The sequence below is a fragment of the Pseudomonas sp. MOIL14HWK12:I2 genome (assembly GCF_000510745.1).
In the GTDB taxonomy this organism is placed as follows: Bacteria; Pseudomonadota; Gammaproteobacteria; order Pseudomonadales; family Pseudomonadaceae; genus Chryseomonas; species Chryseomonas oryzihabitans.
This window is the reverse complement of record NZ_AZOA01000011.1, coordinates 214,354-239,441: the sequence shown is the minus strand read 5'-3', so window position 1 is coordinate 239,441 and position 25,088 is coordinate 214,354. Positions and strand designations below refer to the sequence as shown.

At 66.6% G+C, this 25,088-nt stretch carries 24 protein-coding genes; 15 read left to right on the top strand and 9 right to left on the bottom strand.

Annotated elements, in window-relative coordinates:
• Positions 1–442: 442 nt before the first annotated feature.
• From cmoB to lon, 4 genes are all read right to left on the bottom strand, one after another.
• The gene (gene cmoB / locus PSK12I2_RS0110955; protein WP_027598421.1) at positions 443–1,411 is read right to left on the bottom strand and encodes a tRNA 5-methoxyuridine(34)/uridine 5-oxyacetic acid(34) synthase CmoB; all 969 of its coding nucleotides are present in this window, start codon (positions 1,409–1,411) and stop codon (positions 443–445) included.
• Positions 1,408–2,145, bottom strand: a complete 738-nt coding sequence (gene cmoA, locus PSK12I2_RS0110950; protein WP_027598420.1) for a carboxy-S-adenosyl-L-methionine synthase CmoA — start codon at positions 2,143–2,145, stop codon at positions 1,408–1,410. The genes cmoB and cmoA overlap by 4 nt, the downstream gene beginning before the upstream one ends.
• 63 nt (positions 2,146–2,208) lie before the next feature.
• On the bottom strand, positions 2,209–2,601 hold the full coding sequence (locus PSK12I2_RS0110945) for a protease inhibitor I42 family protein (RefSeq protein ID WP_007163011.1): 393 nt from the start codon (positions 2,599–2,601) through the stop codon (positions 2,209–2,211).
• Between the two features lie 61 nt (positions 2,602–2,662).
• Complete coding sequence (gene lon, locus PSK12I2_RS0110940; protein ID WP_027598419.1) at positions 2,663–5,053, bottom strand: endopeptidase La; 2,391 nt, start codon at positions 5,051–5,053, stop codon at positions 2,663–2,665.
• A 228-nt stretch (positions 5,054–5,281) separates the two neighbouring features.
• Here lon and PSK12I2_RS0110935 point away from each other — a divergent pair, with 228 nt between their 5' ends.
• The 5 genes from PSK12I2_RS0110935 to PSK12I2_RS0110915 all read left to right on the top strand — a co-directional run bounded on the left by PSK12I2_RS0110935 (position 5,282) and on the right by PSK12I2_RS0110915 (position 10,038).
• Entirely contained in the window at positions 5,282–5,947 is a 666-nt protein-coding gene (locus PSK12I2_RS0110935; protein WP_027598418.1) for a methylamine utilization protein, read from the top strand.
• The gene (locus PSK12I2_RS0110930; protein WP_027598417.1) at positions 5,931–8,249 is read left to right on the top strand and encodes a bifunctional diguanylate cyclase/phosphodiesterase; all 2,319 of its coding nucleotides are present in this window, start codon (positions 5,931–5,933) and stop codon (positions 8,247–8,249) included. Before PSK12I2_RS0110935 ends, PSK12I2_RS0110930 begins: the two co-directional genes overlap by 17 nt.
• Positions 8,246–9,097 (top strand): DUF3034 family protein, encoded by an 852-nt coding sequence (locus tag PSK12I2_RS0110925; protein WP_027598416.1) that lies wholly within the window; start codon positions 8,246–8,248, stop codon positions 9,095–9,097. Before PSK12I2_RS0110930 ends, PSK12I2_RS0110925 begins: the two co-directional genes overlap by 4 nt.
• Positions 9,097–9,522, top strand: coding sequence for a group 1 truncated hemoglobin (locus PSK12I2_RS0110920; protein WP_007163016.1), 426 nt, complete (start codon positions 9,097–9,099; stop codon positions 9,520–9,522). Before PSK12I2_RS0110925 ends, PSK12I2_RS0110920 begins: the two co-directional genes overlap by 1 nt.
• 78 nt (positions 9,523–9,600) lie before the next feature.
• The gene (locus tag PSK12I2_RS0110915) at positions 9,601–10,038 is read left to right on the top strand and encodes a DNA methylase (RefSeq protein ID WP_027598415.1); all 438 of its coding nucleotides are present in this window, start codon (positions 9,601–9,603) and stop codon (positions 10,036–10,038) included.
• 51 nt (positions 10,039–10,089) lie between these two features.
• On the opposite strand, the gene PSK12I2_RS0110910 is transcribed toward PSK12I2_RS0110915, so the two are convergent.
• A complete protein-coding gene (locus PSK12I2_RS0110910) occupies positions 10,090–11,196 on the bottom strand; it encodes an alpha/beta hydrolase (RefSeq protein ID WP_027598414.1) in 1,107 nt (368 codons plus the stop codon).
• A gap of 109 nt (positions 11,197–11,305) precedes the next feature.
• Between PSK12I2_RS0110910 and PSK12I2_RS0110905 the strand changes: the two genes are divergently transcribed.
• Positions 11,306–11,506, top strand: coding sequence for a hypothetical protein (locus tag PSK12I2_RS0110905; protein ID WP_084222088.1), 201 nt, complete (start codon positions 11,306–11,308; stop codon positions 11,504–11,506).
• On the opposite strand, the gene PSK12I2_RS0110900 is transcribed toward PSK12I2_RS0110905, so the two are convergent.
• Positions 11,503–12,486, bottom strand: coding sequence for a DctP family TRAP transporter solute-binding subunit (locus PSK12I2_RS0110900; RefSeq protein WP_027598412.1), 984 nt, complete (start codon positions 12,484–12,486; stop codon positions 11,503–11,505). The genes PSK12I2_RS0110905 and PSK12I2_RS0110900 overlap by 4 nt on opposite strands.
• A 166-nt stretch (positions 12,487–12,652) precedes the next feature.
• On the opposite strand from PSK12I2_RS0110900, the gene PSK12I2_RS0110895 reads away from it, so the two are divergent.
• On the top strand, positions 12,653–13,486 hold the full coding sequence (locus PSK12I2_RS0110895; RefSeq protein WP_027598411.1) for an aldo/keto reductase: 834 nt from the start codon (positions 12,653–12,655) through the stop codon (positions 13,484–13,486).
• Here PSK12I2_RS0110895 and mnmC read toward each other — a convergent pair.
• Positions 13,483–15,420, bottom strand: a complete 1,938-nt coding sequence (gene mnmC / locus PSK12I2_RS0110890; protein ID WP_027598410.1) for a bifunctional tRNA (5-methylaminomethyl-2-thiouridine)(34)-methyltransferase MnmD/FAD-dependent 5-carboxymethylaminomethyl-2-thiouridine(34) oxidoreductase MnmC — start codon at positions 15,418–15,420, stop codon at positions 13,483–13,485. The genes PSK12I2_RS0110895 and mnmC overlap by 4 nt on opposite strands.
• Before the next feature lie 55 nt (positions 15,421–15,475).
• Positions 15,476–15,691, bottom strand: a complete 216-nt coding sequence (locus tag PSK12I2_RS0110885) for a DUF6316 family protein (protein WP_007163023.1) — start codon at positions 15,689–15,691, stop codon at positions 15,476–15,478.
• A 297-nt stretch (positions 15,692–15,988) separates the two neighbouring features.
• Between PSK12I2_RS0110885 and PSK12I2_RS0110880 the strand changes: the two genes are divergently transcribed.
• The 8 genes from PSK12I2_RS0110880 (at position 15,989) to gspK (ending at position 22,530) form a co-directional block, all read left to right on the top strand.
• Positions 15,989–16,627 carry a peroxiredoxin gene (locus PSK12I2_RS0110880; protein WP_027598409.1) on the top strand — a complete coding sequence of 213 codons (639 nt, stop codon included), beginning with the start codon at positions 15,989–15,991 and terminating at the stop codon, positions 16,625–16,627.
• A gap of 163 nt (positions 16,628–16,790) precedes the next feature.
• Entirely contained in the window at positions 16,791–17,378 is a 588-nt protein-coding gene (ssuE, locus tag PSK12I2_RS0110875; RefSeq protein ID WP_027598408.1) for an NADPH-dependent FMN reductase, read from the top strand.
• Between the two features lie 15 nt (positions 17,379–17,393).
• A complete protein-coding gene (locus PSK12I2_RS0110870; RefSeq protein WP_027598407.1) occupies positions 17,394–18,359 on the top strand; it encodes a sulfonate ABC transporter substrate-binding protein in 966 nt (321 codons plus the stop codon).
• A 24-nt stretch (positions 18,360–18,383) separates the two neighbouring features.
• Complete coding sequence (gene ssuD, locus PSK12I2_RS0110865) at positions 18,384–19,532, top strand: FMNH2-dependent alkanesulfonate monooxygenase (protein WP_027598406.1); 1,149 nt, start codon at positions 18,384–18,386, stop codon at positions 19,530–19,532.
• Positions 19,533–19,542: 10 nt separating this feature from the next.
• Positions 19,543–20,331 carry an aliphatic sulfonate ABC transporter permease SsuC gene (gene ssuC, locus PSK12I2_RS0110860; protein WP_017639828.1) on the top strand — a complete coding sequence of 263 codons (789 nt, stop codon included), beginning with the start codon at positions 19,543–19,545 and terminating at the stop codon, positions 20,329–20,331.
• Complete coding sequence (ssuB, locus tag PSK12I2_RS0110855) at positions 20,328–21,137, top strand: aliphatic sulfonates ABC transporter ATP-binding protein (protein WP_027598405.1); 810 nt, start codon at positions 20,328–20,330, stop codon at positions 21,135–21,137. The genes ssuC and ssuB overlap by 4 nt, the downstream gene beginning before the upstream one ends.
• Positions 21,138–21,160: 23 nt before the next feature.
• On the top strand, positions 21,161–21,376 hold the full coding sequence (locus PSK12I2_RS0110850; protein WP_007163030.1) for a molybdopterin-binding protein: 216 nt from the start codon (positions 21,161–21,163) through the stop codon (positions 21,374–21,376).
• Between the two features lie 134 nt (positions 21,377–21,510).
• Positions 21,511–22,530, top strand: coding sequence for a type II secretion system minor pseudopilin GspK (gspK, locus tag PSK12I2_RS0110845; protein ID WP_244898804.1), 1,020 nt, complete (start codon positions 21,511–21,513; stop codon positions 22,528–22,530).
• Positions 22,531–22,923: 393 nt separating this feature from the next.
• On the opposite strand, the gene PSK12I2_RS0110840 is transcribed toward gspK, so the two are convergent.
• The gene (locus tag PSK12I2_RS0110840; RefSeq protein WP_007162340.1) at positions 22,924–24,960 is read right to left on the bottom strand and encodes a PhoX family phosphatase; all 2,037 of its coding nucleotides are present in this window, start codon (positions 24,958–24,960) and stop codon (positions 22,924–22,926) included.
• Between the last annotated feature and the right edge of the window lie 128 nt (positions 24,961–25,088).

Below are 25,088 nucleotides of genomic sequence, written 5' to 3'. Positions count from 1 at the left end.
CACCCCCGCTCAGTTCACTCTGGCGGGGGTGTTGTCTTTGGGGCGGGAAAAGTTTGGCTGGGCCTCGGGGCGCCTAGGCGCTGGGGGCAGAAAATTGGCCAGCGAAGGCCTGGGGCTGCGGAGTTGAGGTTGCCCTCACCCTAGCCCTCTCCCGGGGGGAGAGGGGACCAGGAGCGGAGTGGTAAAGAGTTTGGAGTAGGGCTGCCAGATGTGTGCTGCTGGCATTCCGCAAAGAGCAAAGGAGCTACAACAGCCCGGCTGCGCCGGGCTGTTGTGGCCATGGCGGTCCGCCGATGCGGCCGCTCCTACAAGGAGGCAAGTCGTAGGAGCGGCCCATGGCCGCGATCGGATGGCTGGATGTTGGGCTTCGCTGCGCTCAACCCAACCTACCGCAGCGTTACGCGAGCAAGAAAAAGCCCGGCATGTGCCGGGCTTTTTGCGTTCAGGGTTTGCGGGCTATCAGGGTGGCGCGCAGGGGAGCGGGGAGGCCTTCGACAGTCAGGCTTGGATCTTCCGGATTCAGGAAGTCCGGTAGCGACTGGAAGCCCATCCATTCGGTGGAGCGCTGTTCGTCTACCGTCGTGGGGGTGAGATCCACCAGGCGGACGTCACGATAGCCGGCGCGTTGCAGCCAGAGTTGCAGGGCGGCCGCCGAGGGCAAGAACCAGACGTTGCGCATCTGCGCGTAGCGGTCTTCGGGGACCAGGACGGTAGTGGCATCGCCTTCGACCACCAGGGTTTCCAGGACCAGCTCACCGCCGCTGTCGAGGCAGTTCTTCAGATCCAGCAGGTGGTCGATGGGCGAACGACGATGGTAGAGCACGCCCATGGAAAAGACGGTATCGAAACCGCCGTCCAGTACGGGCAGTTCTTCCAGTGTCAGTGGCAGGTGCCAGGTGGGCAGGTCGGGCAGATAGCGGCGCAGGGCCTGGAATTGGCAATGGAACAGCCAGTTGGGATCGACACCCAGGACCAGGCTGGCTCCGGCGCCAAGCATGCGCCACTGGTAGTAGCCATTGCCGCAGCCGACATCCAGGACGCGCTTGCCCTGCAGATCCAGGTGAGGGGAGACTCTGTCCCACTTCCAGTCGGAGCGCCATTCGGTATCCAGGTGGAGATCGAACAGCTGGAAGGGCCCCTTGCGCCACGGACGCAGTTGCAGCAGTGCCTCGCGCAGGGCCTGGTGCTGCTCGGCTGAGGGCACGCCGACGAGGCGCACGGCCTCACGCAGTTCGACAGCCGCTACAGCGATTTCGGGGAGCGCATCGACACCCGCTTGCCAACGCTGCAGATCGCCGTGGCCGCGGGCGTACTTGGCGGCCAGGACGGCTTCGAGGGACTGGGACCAGGTGGCCAGCGGAGTATCCGCCAGCGCCCGTTGCAGGGGTGCGAGGTAGGACGGCTGGGTCATGGCAGGGCGATCAGGGAGGTGAAGTTGAGGCATTGGAACCAGGGCACGACGGTGGTGAAGCCGGCGGCCTGCAGGCGCGCACGGTGTTCGTCTAGGGTGTCGGTGAGCATGACGTTTTCCAGGGCGGTGCGTTTCTGGGCGATTTCCAGCTCGCTGTAGCCATTGGCTCTCTTGAAGTCCAGGTGCAGGCCGTTGAGCAGGGCCTGGGTCTCGGTCTCCGGAAAACGGATCTTTTCCGACAGCAGCAGGGCGCCGCCGGGCAGCAGGCTGGCGCGCAGTCGGCTGAGCAGGCCCAGGCGCTGTTCCGGGGCGATGAATTGCAGGGTGAAGTTGAGGGCGATCACCGAAGCCGGTTCGAGCGGGACTTCGAGGATATCGGCTTCCACCACCTCTACCGGGAGCAACTCCTCATGCATGGAGTCCTGGGCGCTGAGGTATTCGCGGCAGCGGGTAACCATGGCGGTGGAGTTGTCGATGGCCACCACCCGGGTACCCTCGGCGCGGACATGACGGCGCAGCGCCTGGGTCACGGCGCCCAGGGAGCAGCCGAGGTCATAGAGGCGGCTATGGGGCTGGGCGAACCGTGCGGCGATGACACCGAGATTCTCGACGATGGTGGGATAGCCCGGCACGGATCTCTTGATCATGTCGGGAAAGACGCGCACCACGTCTTCGTTGAAGGTGAAGTCGGCAGGAGGCTGCGGTGACGCGAACAGGCGGTCGGCTTCGCTCATGGGCGGTACCTGGAAAATCGAAAGGGGGCATTGTACCCCCGGCAGGCACCGCTGGACGTGGGCTCAGCGGATTTCGATACGGCAGTCGAAGCGGGCCTGGGGCTCGGCATCGGCATCCCAGGGCTGGCGAGCCTGGAGTTCGAGATGGGCGCTGCCGGCGCTCTGGGCGCGGAAGCGCCAGAGGGACTGACCGGCGCTGCCGATGCCGCCCTGGTCCTGGCGCTGTTCGCGAAAGACTTCCGGGCCGAGTTGCCTGAGGTTGTCGCTGCGCTGAAGGATGGTCCAGCGATAGCCGCTGGTGGGATCGCTGGGCAGGGTCAGGGTCAGTTCCTGGCCGATGTGCATGGCCAGCGGGGTGCAGTCGCTGTCGTCACCCAGGATGAGGTTGCCGCTCGGCTGGGTGCTGCTGCAGCCGGCCAGGAGCAGACAGCCGCAGAACAGAAGACGGTTGGACATGGAAACCTCCGGGGTATGACGGCAAAACGCAGAGCATACCCCAAGAGGTCGGACGGTCAGACTAGAAGAGCACCTTGGCAACGTCGGCGAAGCGCTTGGCGAAGTGGACGGTCAGCCCCTCCTTGAGATAGGCGGGCAGCTCTTCGAAATCACCGCGATTGGGCTCCGGCAGGATCAGTTCACTGATCTTCTGCCGCCGCGCCGCGATGACCTTTTCCCGTACCCCACCAATGGGCAGCACCTGGCCGGTCAGGGTCAGCTCGCCGGTCATGGCCACGTTCTTCTTGGGCGCCTGGTTGCGCGCCAGCGACAGCAGGGCGGAGGCCATGGTGATGCCGGCGCTGGGACCGTCCTTGGGCGTGGCGCCTTCGGGTACGTGCAGGTGGACGAGGGCCTGGTCGAAGAAGTTCGGATCGCCCTTGAAATCCTTGAGATGCGCGGTGACGTAGCTGTAGGCGATCTCGGCGGATTCCTTCATGACGTCACCCAGCTTGCCGGTGAGCTTGAAGCCGCGATTCAGGGTATGGATGCGCGTCGCCTCGATCGGCAGGGTGGCGCCGCCCATGCTGGTCCAGGCCAGCCCGGTGATGATGCCGACCCCGGACAGCACCTGCTCCTTGCGGAAGGGCGGCATGCCCAGATAGTCCTCGAGATCCGAGGCGCCGATCTTGATCTTGAGCTTGGGGTCCTCGATGAGCCTGACCACCGCCTTGCGCACCAGCTTGCCCAGCTGCTTCTCCAGCTGGCGTACGCCGGCTTCCCGGGCATAGCCTTCCACCAGGGCCTTGAGGGCACTGTCGGTGAGCGTCAGGCGATCCTTGGGCACCCCGGCCTTGTCCAGCTGCTTGGGCCAGAGGTGCCGCTTGGCGATGGCCTGCTTTTCCTCGGCGATATAGCCGGAGAGGCGGATGACCTCCATGCGGTCCAGCAGAGGCCCGGGAATGGAGTCCAGGGTGTTGGCGGTACAGACGAACAGCACCTTGGACAGGTCCAGGCGCAGATCCAGATAGTGGTCGAGGAAATCGACGTTCTGTTCCGGATCCAGGGTCTCCAGCAGTGCCGAGGCGGGATCGCCCTGGTAGCTCTGGCCCATCTTGTCGATCTCGTCGAGCATGATGACCGGATTCATCACCTTGACGTCGCGCAGGGCCTGGACGAGCTTGCCGGGCATGGCGCCGATGTAGGTACGGCGGTGGCCCTTGATCTCGGCTTCGTCCCTCATGCCGCCGACACTGAAGCGATAGAAGGGGCGGCCGAGGGATTCGGCGATGGACTTGCCGATGCTGGTCTTGCCCACCCCGGGCGGACCCACCAGCAGCACGATGGAGCCGGTCACCTCGCCCTTGAAGGCGCCAACCGCGAGGAATTCGAGGATGCGATTCTTGATGTCGTCGAGCCCGGCGTGGTGCCGGTCGAGCACCTTGCGCGCGTGCTTGAGATCGAGCTTGTCCTGGCCGTGGATACCCCAAGGCAGATCGGTGGCCCAGTCCAGGTAGTTGCGGGTGACGCCGTATTCCGGCGAGCCGGTCTCGAGGATGGACAGCTTGTTCAGCTCGTCGTCGATGCGCTTCTGCGCGGCTTCGGGCAGGCTCTTGCCGTCCAGGCGCTGGCGAAAACCTTCGATGTCGCTGCTGCGATCGTCCTTGGTGATGCCCAACTCCTGCTGGATCAGCTTGAGCTGCTCCTTGAGGAAGAATTCGCGCTGGCGCTCGTTGATCTTACGATTGACCTCGGCGGACAACTCCTTCTGCAGGCGCGCGACCTCGACCTCCTTGCGCAGCAGCGGCAGGACCTTTTCCATGCGCTGCAGCATAGGCACGGTATCGAGCACCTGCTGCAGTTCGTCGCCCGGCGCGGTGGTGAGGGCGGCGGCGAAGTCGGTGAGCGGCGAGGGATCGTTGGGGCTGAAGCGATTGAGATAGTTCTTCAGCTCTTCGCTGTACAGCGGGTTGAGGGGCAAGAGCTCCTTGATCGCGTTGATCAGCGCCATGCCGTAGGCCTTCACCTCGTCGCTGGGATCAGGACTGGGGCGCAGGTGCTCGACTTCCACCAGATAGGGCGGACGCTGCCGGCGCAGCCAGCCGCGGATGCGCACCCGCGACAGGCCCTGGGCCACGAACTGCAGCTTGCCGTCCTGGCGGGTAGCATGGTGGATGCGCACCAGGGTGCCGTGCTGCGGCAACTGGTCGGGATCGAAGCCGTCGGCATCGCCGGGTTGCTGCTCCATGTAGAACAGCGCCAGGCAATGGTGGTCGGTCTTAGCCACCAGCTCCAGGGTTTCCGCCCAGGGCTCTTCGTTGACGATGACGGGCAGTACCTGCGCCGGGAAGAAGGGCCGGTTGTGAATGGGGATGACGTACAGCTTGTCGGGAAGATTCTGGCCGGGTAGCACCAGACCGGTCTGGCCGGCTTCTTCGCTGAGAATGTCCGCTTGATTGTCCTGATCGCTCATTGGCGTACCTTGGGCTTGGATGTAGGGCCAACATGGGGCGAGGGCGCTGCTTTTTCAACGCAGGCCAAGACCTGTCCTTCTTGACCGCCGGGCACCGCTTGAAGTGCGACGACCGGGGCAACGACTGGCCGTCGCGACGATAAAGATTCCCCCGAGACTGCCGCTAAAGCTGAAGTCACGCCGCGAAGCCGGCGAGAGTTTCCAAGGGCGCGCGGTGGAGAACAGCGGGTGAACAAGCGACATCTAGTAACGGGATTGCTGGTCTTGGGCCTCGGCACCGCGCAGGCGGCGCCGGTCGCCGTGCAGGTCGTGGACAGCGAGGGAGCACCCCTGGCCGATGCGGTGGTGATGCTGTCGGCGCCGGGACTGGTGCCCGAGCGGCGGCCCGCGGCCATCGACCAGCAGAATCGGCGCTTCGTCCCCCATGTCCTGGCGGTGGCCACCGGGACGGCGGTGAGCTTTCCCAATACCGACGACATCCGCCATCAGGTCTATTCCTTTTCCAGCCCGAAGCGCTTCGAGCTGCCGCTCTACCACGGGCTTCCCAGCACGCCGGTGGTGTTCGACCAACCGGGCGTGGTGGTGGTGGGCTGCAATATCCACGATTGGATGGTGGGATACGTCTACGTGACCACCGCCGGGCGCTCCGCGGTGACCGACAGTCAGGGCCAGGCCCGCCTGGAGGCGCCGGACGGTCATTATCAGCTGGCACTGTGGCACCCCGACCTCAGCGACAAGCAGGAGGTCGCCCAGCCTGCGCTGGACGTGGCGGGCAAGCCGGTGACCCTGAAACTCCAGCTGGCGGTTCAGCCGAAGCCGCAGTCCGCGGAGCCGGCGAGCTCGGCTTTCGAGGATGCCTTCCACAAGGCCACGCACGATGAAGCTCATCCATAGTTTCCAGACCCGCATCGCCGGCAGTCTCTTCCTGCTGATGCTGGTGGTCATCACCCTGGTCTATCTGACGGTCAAGGCCGCCACCGAGGCCAGTGCGGTGCGCCAGTCCTATGACCAGCTCGACACCGGGGCGCGGGTCTTTCGCCAGGTGCTGGACGGGCGCTGCCGCCGGCTGAACGATGCCGTGCGGGTGCTCGCCGCCGATTTCGGCTTTCGCGATGCCGTCGCCAGTGGCGATGTGCCGACCCTGAGGTCAGCGCTGGCCAACCATGGCGCCCGGGTGGGCGCGGGCGATACCTATCTGCTGGATCTGGACGGCCGGCTGATCGCCAGCACCGTGGCGGCGCACAGCCAAGGCGAGCGGCTGCCCGTCGCGGTGGCGTCGGGCAATGACGGCAGCTGTGTGCTGGCGGGTACCGGCCTGCCGCAATTGCGGGTCACGGTGCCGGTCCGGGCTCCTGTACCCATTGCCCAGGTGGTGATGAGTTTCGCCATGGATCAGGCCATGGCCGAAGAATTTCGCTCGCTGATCAACCTGGACGTAGTGTTTCTCGGCGAAGCCGCGCTGATGGCCAGTACCCTGCCGGAGGAGCAGGGACGGCGGCTGCTGCCTGAGCTGGCGAACGCGCCCCGGGGCAGCGATAGCTGGCAGCTGACCCTGGGTGATCGCCGCTATCAGGTCAAGCGGCTGACCCTCGGCACCGCCGACCATCCGGTACAGGTCTATCTGCTGCGTTCGCTCGATCTGGCCATGACCGAGTTCGAACCCCTGCTCAGGCAACTGGCGCTGATCGCCGGCGGTGCCCTGCTGGCGGCGCTGCTGGGCGCGCTCTGGCTGGCACGCAACCTGGCCCAGCCGTTGCGGCAGCTGTCGGTGATGTCCTGGCGGATCGGCCAGGGGGACTACGCGGTAAAGGTGGAAGTCCAGCGCCGGGACGAATTCGGCCGCTTGGCACAGGTGCTCGAAGAGATGCGCCAGGGCATCGCCGAGCGCGAGCAGCGGCTAAATCACAATGCCTTGCACGATGCCCTGACCGGATTGCCCAATCGCATCCTGGCCGAGGAACGCCTGCGGGTCTTCATCGCCACCCAATCCCAGATTTCGCTGCTGTACCTGGGGCTGGATGGCTTCCAGGCGATCAATGAAAGCGCCGGGGTCGCCGGGGGCGATCGGATGCTCAGGATGGTGGCCGAGCGGGCGCAGGTGCTGCTGGCCGGCCGTGGCTGCGTCTCGCGACCGGTGGGCGACGAGTTTCTCGTGCAGTTCTGCCGCGTCGGTCTGGAAGGCGCGGTGGGGCTCGCCGAGCAGCTGCGTCTGTCGCTGGCCGAGCCGATCGAGTGGGAAGGTCAGCTGTATCGTCTCAGTTGCCGCATCGGTGTCGTCGAATATCCGCGCCATGGCGACGATCCGACCCAGCTGATCGAGCGCGCGCGCAGCGCCATGCTCGATGCCGGGCAGTTGCCGGATCGCCTGCGGGTCTATGATGAAGGACGGGATGCGGCCCAGCAGCGGCGTCTGCAACTGGTCCACGATCTGCCGCTGGCGGGCGAGCGGGGTGAATTGATGCTGGTGTTCCAACCCAAGGTGGCCCTGCAGGGCAGCGGGCCGCACCAGGCCGAGGTGCTGCTGCGCTGGCGCCACGCCGAACTGGGTATGGTCTCGCCGGGTGAATTCATTCCCCTGGCCGAGCGCAGTGGCAGCATGGCCGGACTCACCCGCTGGGTGATCCAGGCGGCGATCCGGCAGCTGGCGCTCTGGCAGACCCAGGGCCGAGAGGTCAAGGTGTCGCTGAACGTCTCGGCGGTCGACCTGGCCGATGCCCGACTGCCCGAGCGGGTGATGGGCTGGCTGGATGACGCCGGCGTCTCGGCGCGGCAGCTGACCTTCGAGATCACCGAGAGCGCCATCATGGCCGATCCGGAAGCGGCCATCGCGCTGCTGACCCGGCTCTCCGTGCTGGGCATCCGGTTGTCGGTGGACGACTACGGCACCGGCCAGGCTTCCCTGGCACACCTGAAGCGGCTGCCGGTGGACGAATTGAAGATCGACCAGTCCTTCGTGAAGGAGCTGGCACCGGGCAACGATGACGCCGTCATCGTCCGCTCGACCATCGAGATGGGCCACAACCTGGGGCTGGAGGTGGTCGCCGAAGGGGTCGAGGAAGCCCGGGCCCTGGCGCTGTTGCGCAGCTGGGGCTGCGATGTGATCCAGGGGTACTACATCAGCCGCCCGGTACCGGCCGTGGAATTCGAGGCCTGGATGGAACGGCAGAGCCAGCCGGTGCTGGAGGCGCTGTCATGAGTCGTGGCTGGCTGCTGGCGGGGTTGCTACTGGCGACCGGGGTGCAGGCCGACGGCGGCAAGCTGCTGGCCACCGGTGGCGCCAGCAGTCTGGAAGGCGCGGCGGGTGGGGGCATCACGCCCTGGGCGGTGATCGGCGGCTATGGCGAAAGCGGCCAGGCCGGCGCCACCGCCTTTGCCACCCGGGTATGGACCGGTGACTATCGGCTCGATGCCACCGGTGTCGCCGCGGCCTACGACAATCGGGTCGAGGTCTCCTATGCCCGCCAGCGCCTGGACATGCCGACCCTGCGGCGGTTGATGAAGCTCGAGGAAGACAGCCTCAGCCAGGACATCGTCGGCGCCAAGGTGCGCCTGGCGGGAGACCTGATCTACGACCGACTGCCGCAGATCGCCCTGGGCGTGCAGTACAAGCATCAGCGCGACTTCGGCATTCCCGCGGCCGTGGGGGCACGACGCGACAGCGATGTCGAGGGCTACCTAGGTGCCAGCCGGCTGTTTCTGGGCGGCGCCTTCGGCTACAACCTGCTGCTCAACGTCGGTCTCAGGTACAGCCGCGCCAACGAGATGGGGCTGCTGGGCTTCGGTGGCGATCGCAACGACAGCCGTCAGTGGCTCAAGGAGGGCTCGGCGGCGGTGTTCTTCAATCCCCAGTGGGCGGTGGGCATGGAATATCGCGAGAAGCCGCAGAATCTGTCCTTTACCCGGGAGAGTGATTGGGTGGATACCTTCGTCGGCTATTTCCCCAACAAGCATCTGTTGCTGGTGCTGGCCTATGCCTGGCTGGGCGAGATCGCCACCCTGGACGATCAGCAGGGCCTCTACCTGTCGCTGCAGGGGAGCTACTGATGCAGGCGAAGCCTCTGGTGCTGGCGGCGCTGCTGCTGATGCTGGGTTGCACGCCCCAGCCGCCGGCGGGCGATCGGCTCTATCAGGAGCTGGGTGGCCAGCCCGGCATCACCCGAATCGTCGAGGGCATGCTGCTCAACGTGGCGCGCGACGGGCGGATCCGGCACTACTTCGCCAATGTCGACATCGCGCGGCTGCGCAAGCTGCTCATCCAGAAATTCTGTGCCGATGCGGGCGGTCCCTGTCGTTATGAAGGGGCGAGCATGGCGGAAAGTCATCGCGGTCTGAATCTGCAACCCGCCGACTTCAATGCCCTGGTGGAAGACCTGCAACTGGCCATGCGGCGCGAGGGCATCCCGGAGCGGGCGCAGAATGCCCTGCTGGCGCGGCTGGCGCCGCAACGCGGCGAGGTGATCCGCCAGTAGCCTGCCGGCTGTCGCTGGTTTCGAACCTCATCCGCGCCAGATCCTCCCTAGGCAAGATGCCTACGAGAGGGATGATGCTTGAGCAAGACGACTTCTGCGGCCGATCTCGGTCTGACCCTGGCGCCGGGCGACGAGCCGGCGCTGTTCGGCTGGTTCCTGGCCAGCTACCTGTTCGGCAAGCGCATCTCCCAGAGCATCGCTGCCCAGGCCTGGACGGTGCTCTATCGCAAATACGGCCGCGACACGCCGCGCAAGCTGCTCAATCTGAGCTGGCAGCAACTGGTCAACTATCTCGGCGAGGGCCACTACCGGCGTTATGACGAGAGCACCGCCACGCGCCTGCTGGAGGTCTGTCGTCATCTGCAGGAAGACTATGGCGGCAGTTTTCTCAAGCTACGTAACGCCAGCGCCGATCGTGCGGATTTCGAGCGCCGCCTGCAGACCCTGAAGGGGGTGGGCCCCAAGACCTGCGAGATCTTCATGCGCGAGGCCGGGCCCTTGCTGTTTCCCGACTGAATTCACACCGCCGGCATGGGGCCGGCGGTGTTCACGACGGACGGAAGACTGTTATTTGCCCAGGTCCGTCTTGAGACGGCTGCCGGCATAGGCCTGGGCGTCCTTGGCCTTCTGCACCACCGCAGCGGTGCCGAAGAACTCGTGGGTGACGCCCGGATAGACCTTTCGCTCCACCTGGACGCCGGCCTGGCGCAGGGCGGTCTCCAGGAAGCCACCGTCGTCACGCAGGGGATCGATCTCGGCATTGACGATGGTCACCGGCGGCAGGCCGGCGAGGTCGGCGCGAGTCAGGTCCAGGCGCGGATCCTTGAGATCGGCGGGCGTACGGGTCACCTGTTCGACGAACCACAGCATCATCGGCCGATTGAGCGGCTTGGCGTCCGCATACTGCTCGTAGGACGGGGTATGGGTGTTGGTCTGGGCCACCGGATAGACCGACAGCACGTGCTTGGGTGCGGTGAGACCGGCCTTGCGGGCGGCCACGGCGGTCGCCACCGCCAGGTTGCCCCCGGCGCTTTCACCGGCCAGGGCCAGCCGCTGGGAATCGCCGTTGAGCGAGCCGGCGTGGGTGGTCACCCAGCGATAGGCCGCCAGGGCGTCATCATGGGCAGCGGGAAACTTGTATTCGGGCGCCTGGCGATAGTCCACCGAGACCACGATGGCATTGGCCTGCTTGGCCAGACCGCGGGCGCCACCGTCGTAAACGTTACGATCGGCGAACACCCAGCCGCCGCCGTGGAAGTAGAGGATGACCGGGAAGGGACCCTGGCCCTCGGGGGTGTAGATGCGGGCGGGCAGCACGCCGGCGGCGCCATCCACAGCACGGTCGACGCTGGTCACGCCGGGTACCAGCGCCTCAGGCTGGGTGGGACGACCCTCGTCCTGCAGGACACCCTTGACCGCATCGGCGATGGTAGGCTGTTGGCGGGCCTGCTGAGCGGTGAGTTTTTCCACGGCCTTGGGATCGAAGCTGGCGTATTTGTTCAGCACCTTCTGCATGTCGGCATCGGTGCGCGCCATGCTCTTGGCATTGCTGATCGCCTCGGCACCCAGAGAACGTTTTTCCGGATCGCGGGCGCAGCCGGTCAGGGCCAGACCGGCGCCAACCAGAGCGAGGGCGAGGAGGGTGGGTTTGCTACGCAAGACGGACAGCGGCATGGCGGAAATCCTGTGCGAATTCAGAGGGCCTACCTGCAAACCGACATGCTTATCGCGCGAGAGGTTCCGGCGGACCGCTGGCAGGTACCTGGCGATCGGCCTGCTGGGATTGCTGGCTAGCCAGGCCGTCGCCGAGCCGGCGGCCTACTGGCGCTGGCGCAGCAACACCGATGGTCAGGACTTCTGTACCCAGACGCCGCCGGGGCCGGGTTGGGTCCGGATCGCGGGGCCCTTTCGCGATCTGCAGTGTCGCGAGGCGGGCAGTCTGCCCCTGCGCCGCTGGGCCGCGCCGCCGCAACAGTCCCGTTAGTTCGAGGTTTCCGCCGCCTTGAGCAGCGAGGCGCCGAGCTCGCCTTCGTAACGCTGCCACACCGGGCGCATGGCGTCCCGCCAGCGCGCCCGTTGTTCGGGAGTGAGGGTGATGATCTCGCTGCCACCCGCGGCGGCGATGCGCGCCCGATCACGCTGGTTTTCCGCCTCGGATTGCTTTTTCACCTCGAAGGTCACCTGGTCGATGATCTCTTCCAGGGTACTGCGTACGGCGAAGGGCAGGGTGCGCCAGCGATCCGCCTTGACGATCAGCATGTAGTCGAGGGCGCCATGGTTGCTCTCGGTGAAATAGCGCTGCTGCTGGTCGAGACGCTGGCTCCAGTAATTGGACCAGGTGTTCTCGGTGGCATTGACGGTGCCCGTGGTGAGCGCCTGCAAGGTCTGGTTGAAGGGCAGCCTGACCGCCGTGGCGCCCAGGGCCTCGAACTGGCTCTGCAGGACGTCGGAGTTCTGGATGCGGAACACCAGTCCCTTGGCATCGCCGGGTTCGCGCAGGGGCTTGCGCGCCGACAGCTGCTTGAGGCCGTTGGGCCAGTAGGCCAGGCCGATGACCCCGGCTGGCTCCAGGCTCTGCAGCAGCTGGCGACCGCTGGGCCGGGCCTGGAAGTGATCGAGGGCCGCACGACTCTCGAACAGGAAGGGCAGGTCGAACAGCTTGAGCTTGGGACTGAGTTCGGTGAGTTTGCTGATAGCCGGCGCCAGGATGTCGACCTTGCCGTCCTGCAGCGCCTGGAGTTCGTTGGCATCGGTAAAGGCCGTGCCGCTGGGCAGCACCTCCACCTGGACCTGCCCGGCGAGACGCTGCGCCACCAGCTGCTGGAACAGCTGAGCGCCCTTGCCCTTGGGGGTCTCCGGCGCCACCACATGGGAAAACCTCAGAGTAATGACGTCAGCGTAGCTGGATGTCATGGGCAGGGCGGCGGAGAGCAGGGCGCAAAGGCCCAGGATCGACGACTTCATGGCAGGTCCTGGTGATTTTTCTTGGAATCCTTGTAGGCGTACTTTACCAGTGCGACGTCAGGTCGCAGGGCCTGTGGGAAGGCGTTGGCTGCCGTTTGGCGGATGACCGGGAGAATCGGCGTCGCGCTGGCGTTCTAACGACCACATCCAAGAGAAGGAAGCGCCCATGAATACCGCTCAAACCGTTCGTTTGCCCGATGGCACTACCGTTCCGGCGCTGGGCCAGGGTACCTGGCGCATGGGCGAGAACGCGGATCTGCATCGCCAGGAGGTCAGTGCCCTGCGCCAGGGCCTGGACCTGGGACTCACCCTGATCGACACCGCCGAGATGTATGGCGAAGGCCGCGCCGAGGAACTGGTGGGTGAGGCCATTGCCGGGCGGCGCGACGAGGTCTTCCTGGTGAGCAAGTTCTATCCGAAGAACGCCACCGAAGCCTGCGTACCCCTGGCCTGCGAACGCAGCCTGAAACGCCTGGGCACCGATGTCATCGACCTCTATCTGCTGCACTGGCGCGGCCAGGTGCCGCTGATCGAGACGGTCATGGCGTTGGAGAAACTGCGCGACGAAGGCAAGATCCGCCACTGGGGCGTTTCCAACCTCGACACCAGCGACATGCTCGAGTTGAACGATGATCGCTGCAGCGCCAATCAGGTGCTCTACAACCTGGAGCAGCGCGGTATCGAGCATGACCTGCTGCCCTGGTGCCAGCGTCAGCAGATGCCCCTGATGGCCTATTGTCCGCTGGGGCAGGGCGGGGATCTGCTGCGCCACCCGGCCCTGGCTACCCTGGCCGAACGGCATCAGGCCACCCCGGCGCAGATCGCCCTGGCCTGGGTGCTGCGTCAGCCGGGTGTGATCGCCATTCCCAAGGCCGGCGATGCCGGACATCTGGAAGAGAATGCGCGGGCCCTGGATCTGCGCCTGAGTGAAGAGGACTTCGCCCTGCTCGACGGCGCCTTTCCGCCGCCGCAAGCCAAGAGTCCGCTGGCGATCATCTAGCCGCCGCGAATCAACCGGCGCAGGGGGAAACGACTGGGGTGGCAGGCTTCGGCCACCTGCCGCGCCACCGGCAGGGGCTCGTCTTCCAGCCAGGCCGCCAGCAGTTCGGCGGCCAGCGTGGTGGTGACCAGGCCACGGGAGCCGTGCGCCAGATTGACATAGAGTCCCTCGCGCCAGGGCGCCGTCTGCTCGGGTACTTGGCGGGCGTCGTAGGCCAGTGCCTGGTAGCGCTGGACGAAGAGGTCTTCGTCCACCACCGGGCCGACTAGGGGCAGGTAATCCGGCGAGGTACAGCGGAAAGCCACGCGACCTTCCAGTTTCTCGGCTTCATAGCCGGCAGCCAGCGCGGGTGACAATTCGGCGAGCAGGTGCAGGTTGCTCTGGTGTTCCGCCTGGCTGGGTTCGGTGTCGCTCCGGTCGAACACGAAGCTGGCGCCCAGGCAGTGCCGACCTTCCCGCGCCGGGGCGAGATAGCCTTCGCCGCAGACCACGGTGGCCAGCGCCTGGCTGTCCGGGGTTTCCGGCAGCGCGGACAACTGCCCGCGGATCGCCTTCAGCGGCAGGCCGGGCAGCAGCGTGCAGGCCTGGGCGGCGCTGGCCACCACGACCACCGTCGCCGTCAGCGGCTCGCCGTGGGTACTGGCCTGCCAGCCGTGCTCGGTCCGCTGCAGGGCGGTCACCTCGGTATGGGTGACCAGCTCGATATTCGGATGGGCCAGCCAGTGCGCGCACAGCGCCGGCGGATGTACCCAGCCTCCTTCCGGAAAGAATAGGCCCCCCGCCGTGAGACCGATTCCGGCCCTGTCGCTGGCGGCGTCGCTGTCCAGCGGCTGCAGCAGATCGGCGGGGAAGTGCGCGGCTAGTTGCGCCTGCCGCTGGGCGTCCTTGTCCGTCAGCGCCAGTTGCAGCACCCCGCAGGGTGACCAGGCCGCGCCCCTTGGCAGGGCCTGCAATTGGCGCAGGGTCAGGCCGAAGCCATCGAGGATCAGCCGACTGAGCGGGGTGTCATGGGCCGACAGCTTGAGATAGAGCACGCCCTGGGGATTGCCGGAGGCCTCCTGGGCGGGCGCCCCGTGGCGCTCGACGACCCGGACCTGCCAGCCGCGGCGGGCCAGGCTGGCGGCGGTGGCGCAACCGGCCAGGCCGGCGCCTATGACCAGGGCCGTGCGCGGGCCCTGGGGGCGCGGTGGGCGGGCATACCAGGGCACGGGATCAGGGGCGACGGGGCGTTCCAGCACGCCGGCCAACATTTCGCGCTTGTGGCCGAAGCCGGGCACCTTGGCCATGGCGAAGCCGGCCTCGTTGAGACCACGGCGGACGAAGCCGGCGCAGGTAAAGGTCGCCAGGGTGGTGCCGGTATGGGACAGCCGAGCCAGCTCGGCGAACAGCGCGGGCGTCCACATCTCGGGGTTCTTGGCCGGGGCGAAGCCGTCCAGGAACCAGGCATCGCAACGGGCATCCAGTTCGGGCAGGCGCTCCAGCACATCGCCGACCAGCAGGGTCAGGGTGATGCGCCCGTCGCCCAGGATCAGCCGCTGGAAGCCTGGATGGATCGCCTGGTACTGCCGCTGCAGCGCCGCGCTATAGGGGGCCAGTTCCGGCCAGAGACTCAGCGCCTGGGCGAGATCGGCGGCGGTCAGCGGAAAGCGTTCGACGCTGACGAAATGCAGGCGCGCTTCCTGTGGTGCCAGGGCGTCGAAGAGTTGCCAGGCGCAGAGGAAGTTGAGGCCGGTGCCGAAACCCGTCTCGCCGATGGTGAAGACCTCTCCCGGCGCCAGCGCGGCGAAGCGTTCGGCCAGGCGATTCTGCTGCAGGAAGACATAGCGCGTCTCTTCCAGACCGCTGGCGCGGGAAAAGTAGACGTCGCCATAGGTGCGGGAGAGGGGTTGCCCGGAGGCATCCCAGTCGAGCTGGGCGTGCTGGAAATCGGTCATGAGCGGCGCGGCCTGGGATTCAGGGCGCGCAGTCTAAAGGATCGAGCGCAGGCGGTCAGACGTTGCTGACGGATTGGCGCATCAGGCCCTGAGAGGTTTGCAACCTCTCGACATAGCGATCGATCTGGTTGAGGGCTTCTTCGCGGCTGAAGAAGGGGCCTTCCAGGGTGCCCTCGCGGGTGGTGAAGAAGAACTGACCGTTGACCACGCTGACGCGCTCGCTACGGAAATGGGTGCTGGCACCGGGGTCGTCATTACGTTTGCCTAACATGAGAATCTCCTCCTCGTCTTGCCAACAGACCATGGCGAGCGCTGCGGGTTGCCCCGCTCGGCCAAATGGTGGTCCGTCGATCTTCCTTAGGTGTAGCACCCTAGCGGCCGCTGCGCCTGGGTGGAAAAAGCGCGACGAAATTGTGAGGGGCATCACGCAGCACAGGGCGTAGCCGCCGGACGATGGCCCTGGACGGGTCGTCTTTCGCGTTATAACCACAGCGTGATCCGATCTTTCCCGCCCGCTCTGGTGGGCGGCATAGTGCCGCTATCCCTACCTGCATCAGGAGAACTGCCAATGACCATCCGTCTGGGCGACATCGCCCCCGATTTCGAACAGGATTCCAGCCTGGGTCGCATCCGCTTCCACGAGTGGCTGGGCGACAGCTGGGGCGTGCTCTTCTCCCATCCGGCCGACTTCACCCCGGTCTGCACCACCGAACTGGGCCTCACCGCCAAGCTCAAGGACGAATTCGCCAAGCGCGACGTCAAGGTGATCGCCCTCTCGGTGGACGGCCTGGAATCGCACCAGGGCTGGATCAAGGACATCGAGGAAACCCAGGCGACCGCCGTGGGCTTTCCGATCCTGGCCGACGCCGATCGCAGTGTCTCGACCCTCTACGACATGATCCACCCCAATGCCAACGACACCCTCACGGTGCGCTCGCTGTTCGTCATCGATCCGCAAAAGAAGGTGCGGCTGTCGATCACCTATCCGGCCAGCACCGGACGCAATTTCGACGAGATCCTGCGGGTGATTGATTCCCTGCAGCTCACCGACAATCACAAGGTGGCGACCCCGGGCAACTGGAAGGATGGCGATGACGTGGTCATCGTGCCGTCGCTCAAGGACGAAGAAGAACTCAAGCGCCGTTTCCCCAAGGGCTACACCGCGGTGAAGCCCTATCTGCGCCTGACCCCGCAGCCCAATCGCTGACACCTGCGGTGACAAGAAAACCCCGGCTCCGGCCGGGGTTTTTGTTTTCTGGTTATAACCAAGTGCCTAAAGGATATTTTTAGGGAATAAGCACCCCTTGCTAAGGTCCGCTCATTCCTTTTCGAGCGGCGCGACACCGCTCCTTTTTATCCTGGAGGCGGCGATGCAGGTGGTGACTTTGGCGGGCAGTCCGGGAGCGCGGTCGCGCTCCACCGGCGTGCTGGATCTGGCAGCGAACTGGCTGCAGGCGCGCGGCGTGGAATTGTCGCGCTGGCGTATCCAGGACTTTCCCGCCGCCGACCTCATCGGTGCCCGTTTCGACAGTCCGCCAGTAGTGGAACTGATCGCCCAGTTGCAGGCCGCCGATGGCCTGGTGATCGCCACCCCGGTGTACAAGGCCTCCCTGGCCGGCGCCCTCAAGACCCTGCTGGACCTGCTGCCCGAACGCGCCCTGACCCATAAGGTGGTGCTGCCCCTGGCCACCGCCGGTTCCAGCGGCCACCTGCTGGCCATCGACTACGCGCTGAAGCCGGTGCTCTCGGCGCTCAAGGCTCAGGAAATCCTCAATGGCGTCTTCGCCGACGACAGCCAGGTCAGCTACACCGAGACCGGCGTCGCCCTGACCCCGGCGCTGGAGCAGCGCCTGCACGAATCCCTCGAACAATTCCACGCGGCCCTGGTGCGGCGTCCCCAACCCCTGACCCCCGAGCTGCTGGCCGATCGCATCGGTCAGGCGCGCTGGGGCATCTGACCAGGAGCGTTAGTCATGCAGTTCTCCTTCACCCGTTCGCTGCTCGCCGTTTCCCTGCTGACCCTGGCCGCCGGCCTGGCCCAGGCGGAAGAGACGGTGCGCATCGGCTACCAGAAGTACGGCACCCTGATCACTCTCAAGGCCCGCGGCACCCTGGAGCAGCGCCTGGCCAAGGACGGCGTCAAGGTGCAGTGGACCGAATTCCCCGGCGGCCCGCAGCTGCTGGAAGGCCTCAACGTCGGCAGCATCGATTTCGGCGTGACCGGGGAGACCCCGCCGGTGTTCGCCCAGGCCGCCGGGGCCGATCTGGTCTATGTGGCCCACGAGCCGCCGGCGCCCACCAGCGAAGCCATCCTGGTGCCCAAGGATTCGGCCATCCAGTCGCTGGCCGATCTCAGGGGCAAGAAGATCGCCCTGAACAAGGGTTCCAACGTCCACTACCTGCTGGTGCAGGCGCTGGCCAAGGCCGGCATCCCCTACCAGGACATCCAGCCCGTCTACCTGCCGCCCGCCGATGCCCGCGCCGCCTTCGAGCGCGGCGCGGTGGATGCCTGGGTGATCTGGGATCCCTATCAGGCCGCCGCCGAGACCCAGTTGCAGGCGCGCACCCTGACCGATGCCACCGGCCTCGCCGACAACCACCAGTTCTATCTGGCCACCCGCAGCTTCGCCAAGGCCCATCCCGAGCAGGTCGGCGCCATCGTCGACGAGGTGCGCTCGGTGGGCGAGTGGGCCAAGGCCCACCCCGACCAGGTCGCCGCCCAGGTGGCGCCGCTGCTGAACCTGCCGCTGGACACCGCCGAACGGGTGGTCAAGCGCCAGGGCTATGGCGCCCGCTTCATCAGTCCCGAGGTGGCGGCGCAGCAGCAGAAGATCGCCGACGCCTTCACCGCCCTCAAGTTGATTCCCAAGCCGCTGGTCATCCGCGACGTGGTGTGGACCCCGCCCGCCAGTCTGCAGACCGCTGCCGCCAAACCCTGAATTCGCCTGCTGGAGAAAGTCCCCATGAGTCTCGATATCTTCTGGTTCCTGCCGACCCACGGCGATGGCCACTACCTGGGTACCGCCGAAGGCGCCCGCGCCGTCGACCACGGCTACCTGACCCAGGTCGCCCAGGCCGCCGATCGCCTGGGTTTCGGCGGGGTGCTGATCCCAACCGGTCGCAGTTGCGAGGATTCCTGGCTGGTGGCCGCCTCGCTGATCCCGGTCACCCAGAAACTCAAGTTCCTCGTAGCCCTGCGCCCGGGGATCATCTCGCCCACCGTGGCAGCGCGGCAGGCGGCCACCCTGGATCGCCTCTCCGGCGGCCGGGCGCTGTTCAACCTGGTCACCGGCGGCGATCCCGACGAGCTGGCCGGTGACGGCCTGCACCTGTCCCACAGCGAAAGATACGAAGCCTCGGTGGAGTTCACCCGCATCTGGCGTCGCGTGCTGGAGGGCGAGACGGTGGACTACGACGGCAAGCACATCCAGGTGAAGGGCGCCAAGCTGCTCTATCCGCCGCTGCAGCAACCGCGCCCGCCGCTGTACTTCGGCGGCTCTTCCGATGCCGCCCAGGACCTGGCCGCCGAGCAGGTGGAGCTGTACCTGACCTGGGGCGAACCCCTGGACGCGGTGCGCGAGAAGATCGAGGCGGTCAGGGCCAAGGCCGCCGCCCAGGGCCGCACGGTGCGCTTCGGCATCCGCCTGCACGTGATCGTCCGCGAGACCAACGAAGAGGCCTGGAAGGCCGCTGACCGGCTCATCGCCAACCTGGACGATGCCACCATCGAAAAGGCCCAGGCCGCCTTCGCTCGCTTCGACTCGGTCGGCCAGCAGCGCATGGCCGCGCTGCACGGGGGCCGCCGCGACAACCTGGAGATCGCCCCCAACCTCTGGGCCGGGGTCGGCCTGGTGCGGGGCGGTGCCGGGACCGCGCTGGTCGGCGACGGTCCCACCGTGGCCGCGCGGGTCAAGGAATACGCCGCCCTGGGCATCGATACCTTCATCTTCTCCGGCTATCCGCACCTGGAAGAATCCTACCGGGTGGCCGAACTGCTGTTCCCGCACCTGCCGGTCAAGCGGCCGACCCAGGTGGAGGGCGCCAACTACGTGAGTCCCTTCGGCGAGATGGTGGCCAACGACATCCTGCCGCAGAAAGCGGCGCAGAGCTGAGGGGGCGGGCATGAGCAGTACGACCGAACGTCAACTCCAGCGCCTGGCGCCCTGGGTGGTGCCGGTGGCCCTGATCGTCGCCTGGCAGCTGTCGGTGAGCAGCGGCCTGCTGTCCAGCCGCATCCTGCCGTCACCGGCGGCGGTGCTGGAAGCGGGCTGGAGCCTGGTCAAGAGCGGTGAGCTCTGGCAACACCTGGCCATCAGCGGCTGGCGTGCCGGTATCGGCTTCGCCATCGGTGGCAGCATCGGCCTGGCGCTGGGCTTCATCACCGGGCTGTCGAAATGGGGCGAGCGCCTGCTCGACAGCACCCTGCAGATGGTGCGCAACGTGCCGCACCTGGCGCTGATCCCGCTGGTGATCCTCTGGTTCGGCATCGACGAATCGGCCAAGTTGTTCCTGGTGGCCCTGGGGGTGTTCTTCCCCATCTACCTCAACACCTACCACGGCATCCGCAACGTCGATCCGGCGCTGGTGGAGATGGCCCGCAGCTACGGCCTCTCCGGGGCGCGGCTGTTCTGGCACGTGGTACTGCCGGGCGCCTTGCCGGCCATCCTGGTGGGGGTGCGTTTCGCCCTCGGCCTGATGTGGCTGACGCTGATCGTCGCCGAGACCATTTCCGCCAGCTCCGGTATCGGCTACCTGGCGATGAACGCCCGGGAATTCCTGCAAACCGACATCGTGGTGCTGGCCATCCTGCTCTATGCCGTCCTCGGCAAGCTGGCGGATCTCGCCGCCCGCGGCCTGGAACGCGCCTGGCTGCGCTGGCACCCGGCCTATCAGAAGGGAGCCCACGCATGACCAGTCTGCAAGCCGTTCCGCCGCTGGCACGGGGCATCGCCCTAAAGCTGCAACAGGTGGTCAAGACCTTTGGCGAGCGCACCGTGCTCCATGGGATCGATCTGGAGATCCCGGCCGGTCAGTTCGTCGCCGTGGTGGGCCGCAGTGGCTGCGGCAAGAGCACCCTGCTGCGCCTGGTGGCCGGACTCGACCGCGCCAGTGGCGGCACCCTGCTGGGGCAGGACGAACCCCTGGCAGCGCACCGCGAAGACACCCGGCTGATGTTCCAGGACGCGCGCCTGCTGCCCTGGAAACGCATCATCGACAACGTCGGCCTGGGCCTCAAGGGCGACTGGAAGCCCAAGGCGCTGGAAGCCCTGGAGGCGGTCGGCCTGGCCGATCGCGCCCAGGAATGGCCCTCGGCGCTGTCCGGCGGCCAGAAGCAGCGCGTGGCCCTGGCCCGCGCCCTGATCCACCAGCCGCGCCTGCTGCTGCTCGACGAGCCGCTGGGCGCCCTGGATGCCCTGACCCGCATCGAGATGCAGCAACTCATCGAGGGCCTCTGGCAGCGCCACGGCTTCACCGTGCTGCTGGTGACCCACGACGTGGGCGAGGCGGTTGCCCTGGCCGACCGCGTGGTGCTCATCGAAGACGGCCATGTCGGCCTGGATCTCGACGTCAATCTGGCGCGCCCCCGGGCCGCCGGCGATGCCCAGCTGGCCCGCCTGGAAGCCGAGGTACTGGCCCGGGTGCTGCAGCAGCCGCTCAACCCCGATCTACCCGAAATCGTGCAACCCCTGCCCACGCAACTGCGCTGGGCCTACTGATCGTTCATCCGAGGAGTTCTGCCATGACCATCAAGGCCATCAACGTTCGCAACCAGTTCAAGGGCACCATCAAGGAAATCATCGAGGGCTCGGTGCTCTCCGAGATCGACGTCCAGACCGCCGCCGGCATCGTCACCTCCGTCATCACCACCCGCTCGGTCAAGGAGCTGGAACTCCAGGTGGGCAGCGAGGTGATCGCCTTCGTCAAATCCACCGAGGTGTCCATCGCCAAGCTGTGAGGCGGCCCTGCTGGTGAGGAAACCCGCCCTAGTGGCGGGTTTTTTGTTGGGGCCTGGTGTTGGGTATCCGCGTCACTGCCACGATTCTGCAACCTGGGTCGGTTCCAATGCCGCTTTTGCCTGGAGGAATGCGGGTGCGGCGACAAAGGGGCGTGGCCCTGCTCATGGCGCTTTGGGCGCTGGCCTTGGTGGCAGCCTTGTTGCCGGTGCTGCTGGCCGAAGGGCGGGCCGAACTGCAGCGGGCGCGGTTGCTGGAGCACGAGACGCTGGCGCGGGCACTGGCGGCGGGCGCCGAGCAGGTGGTCACCCAGGGCCTGATACAGGCCGGGGCCCGCCAGCGTCCCGAGTTCTGGCAGAGCCTGAGGGGGGAGGTGCTGGCCTATGAGGTGGAGGGGGCCCAGGTCCGTGCCCAGCTGCGCGATCTGCACGGCTGCTTCAACGTCAACGCCCTGGCCGGCCCGGAGCGGGACCTGGCGTTGCGGCAGCTGAAGCAGCTGCTGGCGCAGCGTCCGGGCGGCCTGGGCGAGCCCGGACTGACGGCTGCGGCCTTTGCCGAGCGCCTCGCCGACTGGGTCGATGCCGACGGCGAGACCCGTGAATTCGGTCTGGAGAGTGCCGAGGCCCTGCGGCTGGCGCCGCCGCTGCTGGTGCCCAATCTGCCGCTGGCCGAGATCGGCGAACTGGATCGGCTGGAGCCGGCGCGCCCTGGTCGGCATCTGCACCTGCGTGAACTCTGTGCCCTGCCGGAAACCTCCGGCTGGCGCCTCAATGCCAATGCCCTGGGGCTGGGTCAGCTGGCGCTGCTGGAGGCGCTGTTTCTCGATGAGGTGCCGCGCGAGACGCTGCAACTGCTGATCACCGCGCGGCCCGCCCAGGGCTATGCCACGGTCGAGAGCCTGCGCGAAGCGCTGCCGGGGGTGGGGGAGGAGACCTTCAGCCTGCTGACCCAGCGGCTGATCCTCAACAGCGGCGACTTCCTGCTCGGGGTCGAGGTGAGTCGCGACGGCCAGGTCTTTCGCCAGGTGCGGCAGCTGGCGGCCCAGGGCGTGAGTCGCTGGGCTGCCGCAGTGCCGGCGCAACGGGTGCGCTGGCTGGCGACACGGGACACCACGCTGTGGGTACCGGGGCCGGGTGGCGCGGAGGTGTTGCAGTAGCCTTGCGGTCCGGGCCGTAGCGTGGAAAACGGCGCAGCCTTTTCCACAGGTGATTCGTTGCCCGGGGCATGCCCTCACCCCAACCCTCTCCCAGGGGGAGAGGGGGTTGTCGGAGCAGGCGATTCGCTCCATCAAAGCCAGAGCCGTAGCGTGGAAAACGGCGCAGCCTTTTCCACAGGTGGCTCCGATGCGCGGGGCATGCCCTCACCCCAACCCTCTCCCAGAGGGAGAGGGGGCTGTCGGAGCAGGCGAGCCGCTTTATCAATGCCAGAGCCATAGCGTGGAAAACGCTGCGCGGTTCTCCATGTGACGGGACGGATTTCGAATCCGCCGGAAAGCAAAAGGCTCCCGCGGTCGTCGCCAACCGGGGGAGCCGGGCTCTCGCCGACGCGATCAGACGCCGATGGGGCCGCCGTCGAGCTTCTGGATCACCACGGTGGAGGCGCGGGGACGCACCTTGGTGCCGGCCGGGGTGGCGTCGGTGGCGACTTCGCTGAACGGCCAGTTATCCGGGTGCTGGACGTTGATGAACATGGTCGTCAGGTCCGGGGTCCAGGTGATGCCGGTGATTTCGCAGCCATTGGGACCGACCAGGAAGCGGCGCAGCGCGGTCTGGTTGGTGGCGGAAATGGCGACCTGCTTGCCGCTGCCATCCACCACCTGGGCCGGGATGACCGCCAGCAACTGGTCGTTGGTGTACTCGGCCACGGCGTTGTCGCTGTTGTCGGTCTCGATCCAGAGGATGCCGCGGCTGTCGAAGGCCAGGCCGTCGGGGCTGGCGAACTGGTTGAGTTCGGTCAGGCCCGAGCGGTTGATGTCGGGGGCCGCGCCGGCGTCCGAGCCGAAGACGAAGATGTCCCAGGTGAAGTCGGTCTGGTTGCTGTTGTCCTTCCAGCGCACGATGTGGCCGTTGACGTTGGGTACCCGCGGGTTGGCGGCATTGGCCGAGGTGCGTGCCGAGTTGTTGGTGAGGGTGACGTAGACCTCGCCGGTGAAGGGGTTGACCGTGGTCCACTCCGGGCGGTCCATCGGGGTCGCGCCCACGGCGTCGGCGGCGCCGCGGGTGTTGAGGATGATGCCGGCCAGGTCGCCGTAGAGGGCGCCCAGGGTACGGCCATCCTTGGTCGGCGCATTGACCGTCAGCGGCAGCCACTTGCCGTTGCCGCCGTCATCGAAGCGGGCGACGTAGAGGGTGCCGTTGTCCAGGTACTTGGCGCCGATGGCCAGGCGATTGGCCGAATTGGCGTCGGCCGGATCCCAGGCAGCGGCGGAAACGAATTTGTAGATGTATTCGTTGCGCGAGTCGTCGCCCATGTAGAACGCCAGCGGCTGGCCGGCGACCGGGATGCCGTAGGCCGAGCCCTCGTGGCGGAAGCGACCCATGGCGGTGCGCTTGGTGGCCGGCGCGGCGCTGTTGTAGGGGTCGATCTCGACGATGTAGCCGTAGCCGCTGGCTTCGTTGCGGAAGTCCTGGGTCGCGCTGGCGCCGGTGGGGGTCAGGTCGAAGCGGCGGAATTCGTTGTCCACCTCGCTGGCGTCACCCGCCGGCGTCTCCCAGCCGTAGTTGCTCTTGTTGGTGATGCCGATGCGCTTCTGGTCGACCGGCAGGGTGCCCTTGTTGACGAAGATGCCCGGCCAGTTCTCCTCGCAGGTGAGGTAGGTGCCCCAGGGGGTGAAGCCGTTGCCGCAGTTGTTGTTGGTGCCGCGGGTGCGGGTGCCATCGGGGGAGTAGGGGGTGACCAGATTGGCGTTGCCGCGCAGCGGACCGGCGATTTCCATGGGCGTGGCGCTGGTGAAGCGGCGATTCAGCGCGTCGTTGGTGACCACCTGCCAGATGCCGTTGACCTTGCGGATGCGGATCACCGCCGCGCCATGGGCGTTGATCTCCTTGCGCACTTCCTCGGCGGGACGCTTGCCGTTGGTGGTGGTCGGGCCGTTGGGGTGCAGCACCTTCTGGTCGATGTATTCGTAGTTGATGGCCAGCAGGCCGTCGCTGCTGGAATTGTTCAGCGGGAAGAAGTGCATGCCGTCGTGGTGCATGCCGGCCGCATTGGCCTGGTCGGTGGAGGTGTTGCTGCCGTCGCTGCGCCAGGCGTTGGCCAGGTTGTTCAGCGGGGTGCCCCAGGGCGCCAGGGTGCGGGCGCTGTAGCCAGAGGCCAGGACGATGGCGTCGAGTCGGGCGCCGCGGATGGATTCGAAGCCAAGCTTGAGCTGCGGCGCCGGGGCCGGCTGGCTGGGGGCCGGATCGTCGTGCGAGCCGCCACCGCCGTCGAAGCAGGCGGTCAGACCACCGCCGGCGATCATGGCGATGGCGGCACCCAGACCGCCCTTCATGACGCTGCGGCGCGACAGGTAACGGTCGACGACGGCGTCCAGCGGCTCGTTGCCGCTTTCGTTGCGGTTACGGTCGTCGCTCGTGAAAGTGCTCATGCGCAAAGCTTCCTTGGTTGATCACGGGAGCCGGCGACTTTAGGAAGCCTCTGTGATGGTCTGGTGACTGAAAGGTTACAGCCGGTCATTTCCCGGCGGTTGAGCTGTAACAGTTTGTAACCTGCTGT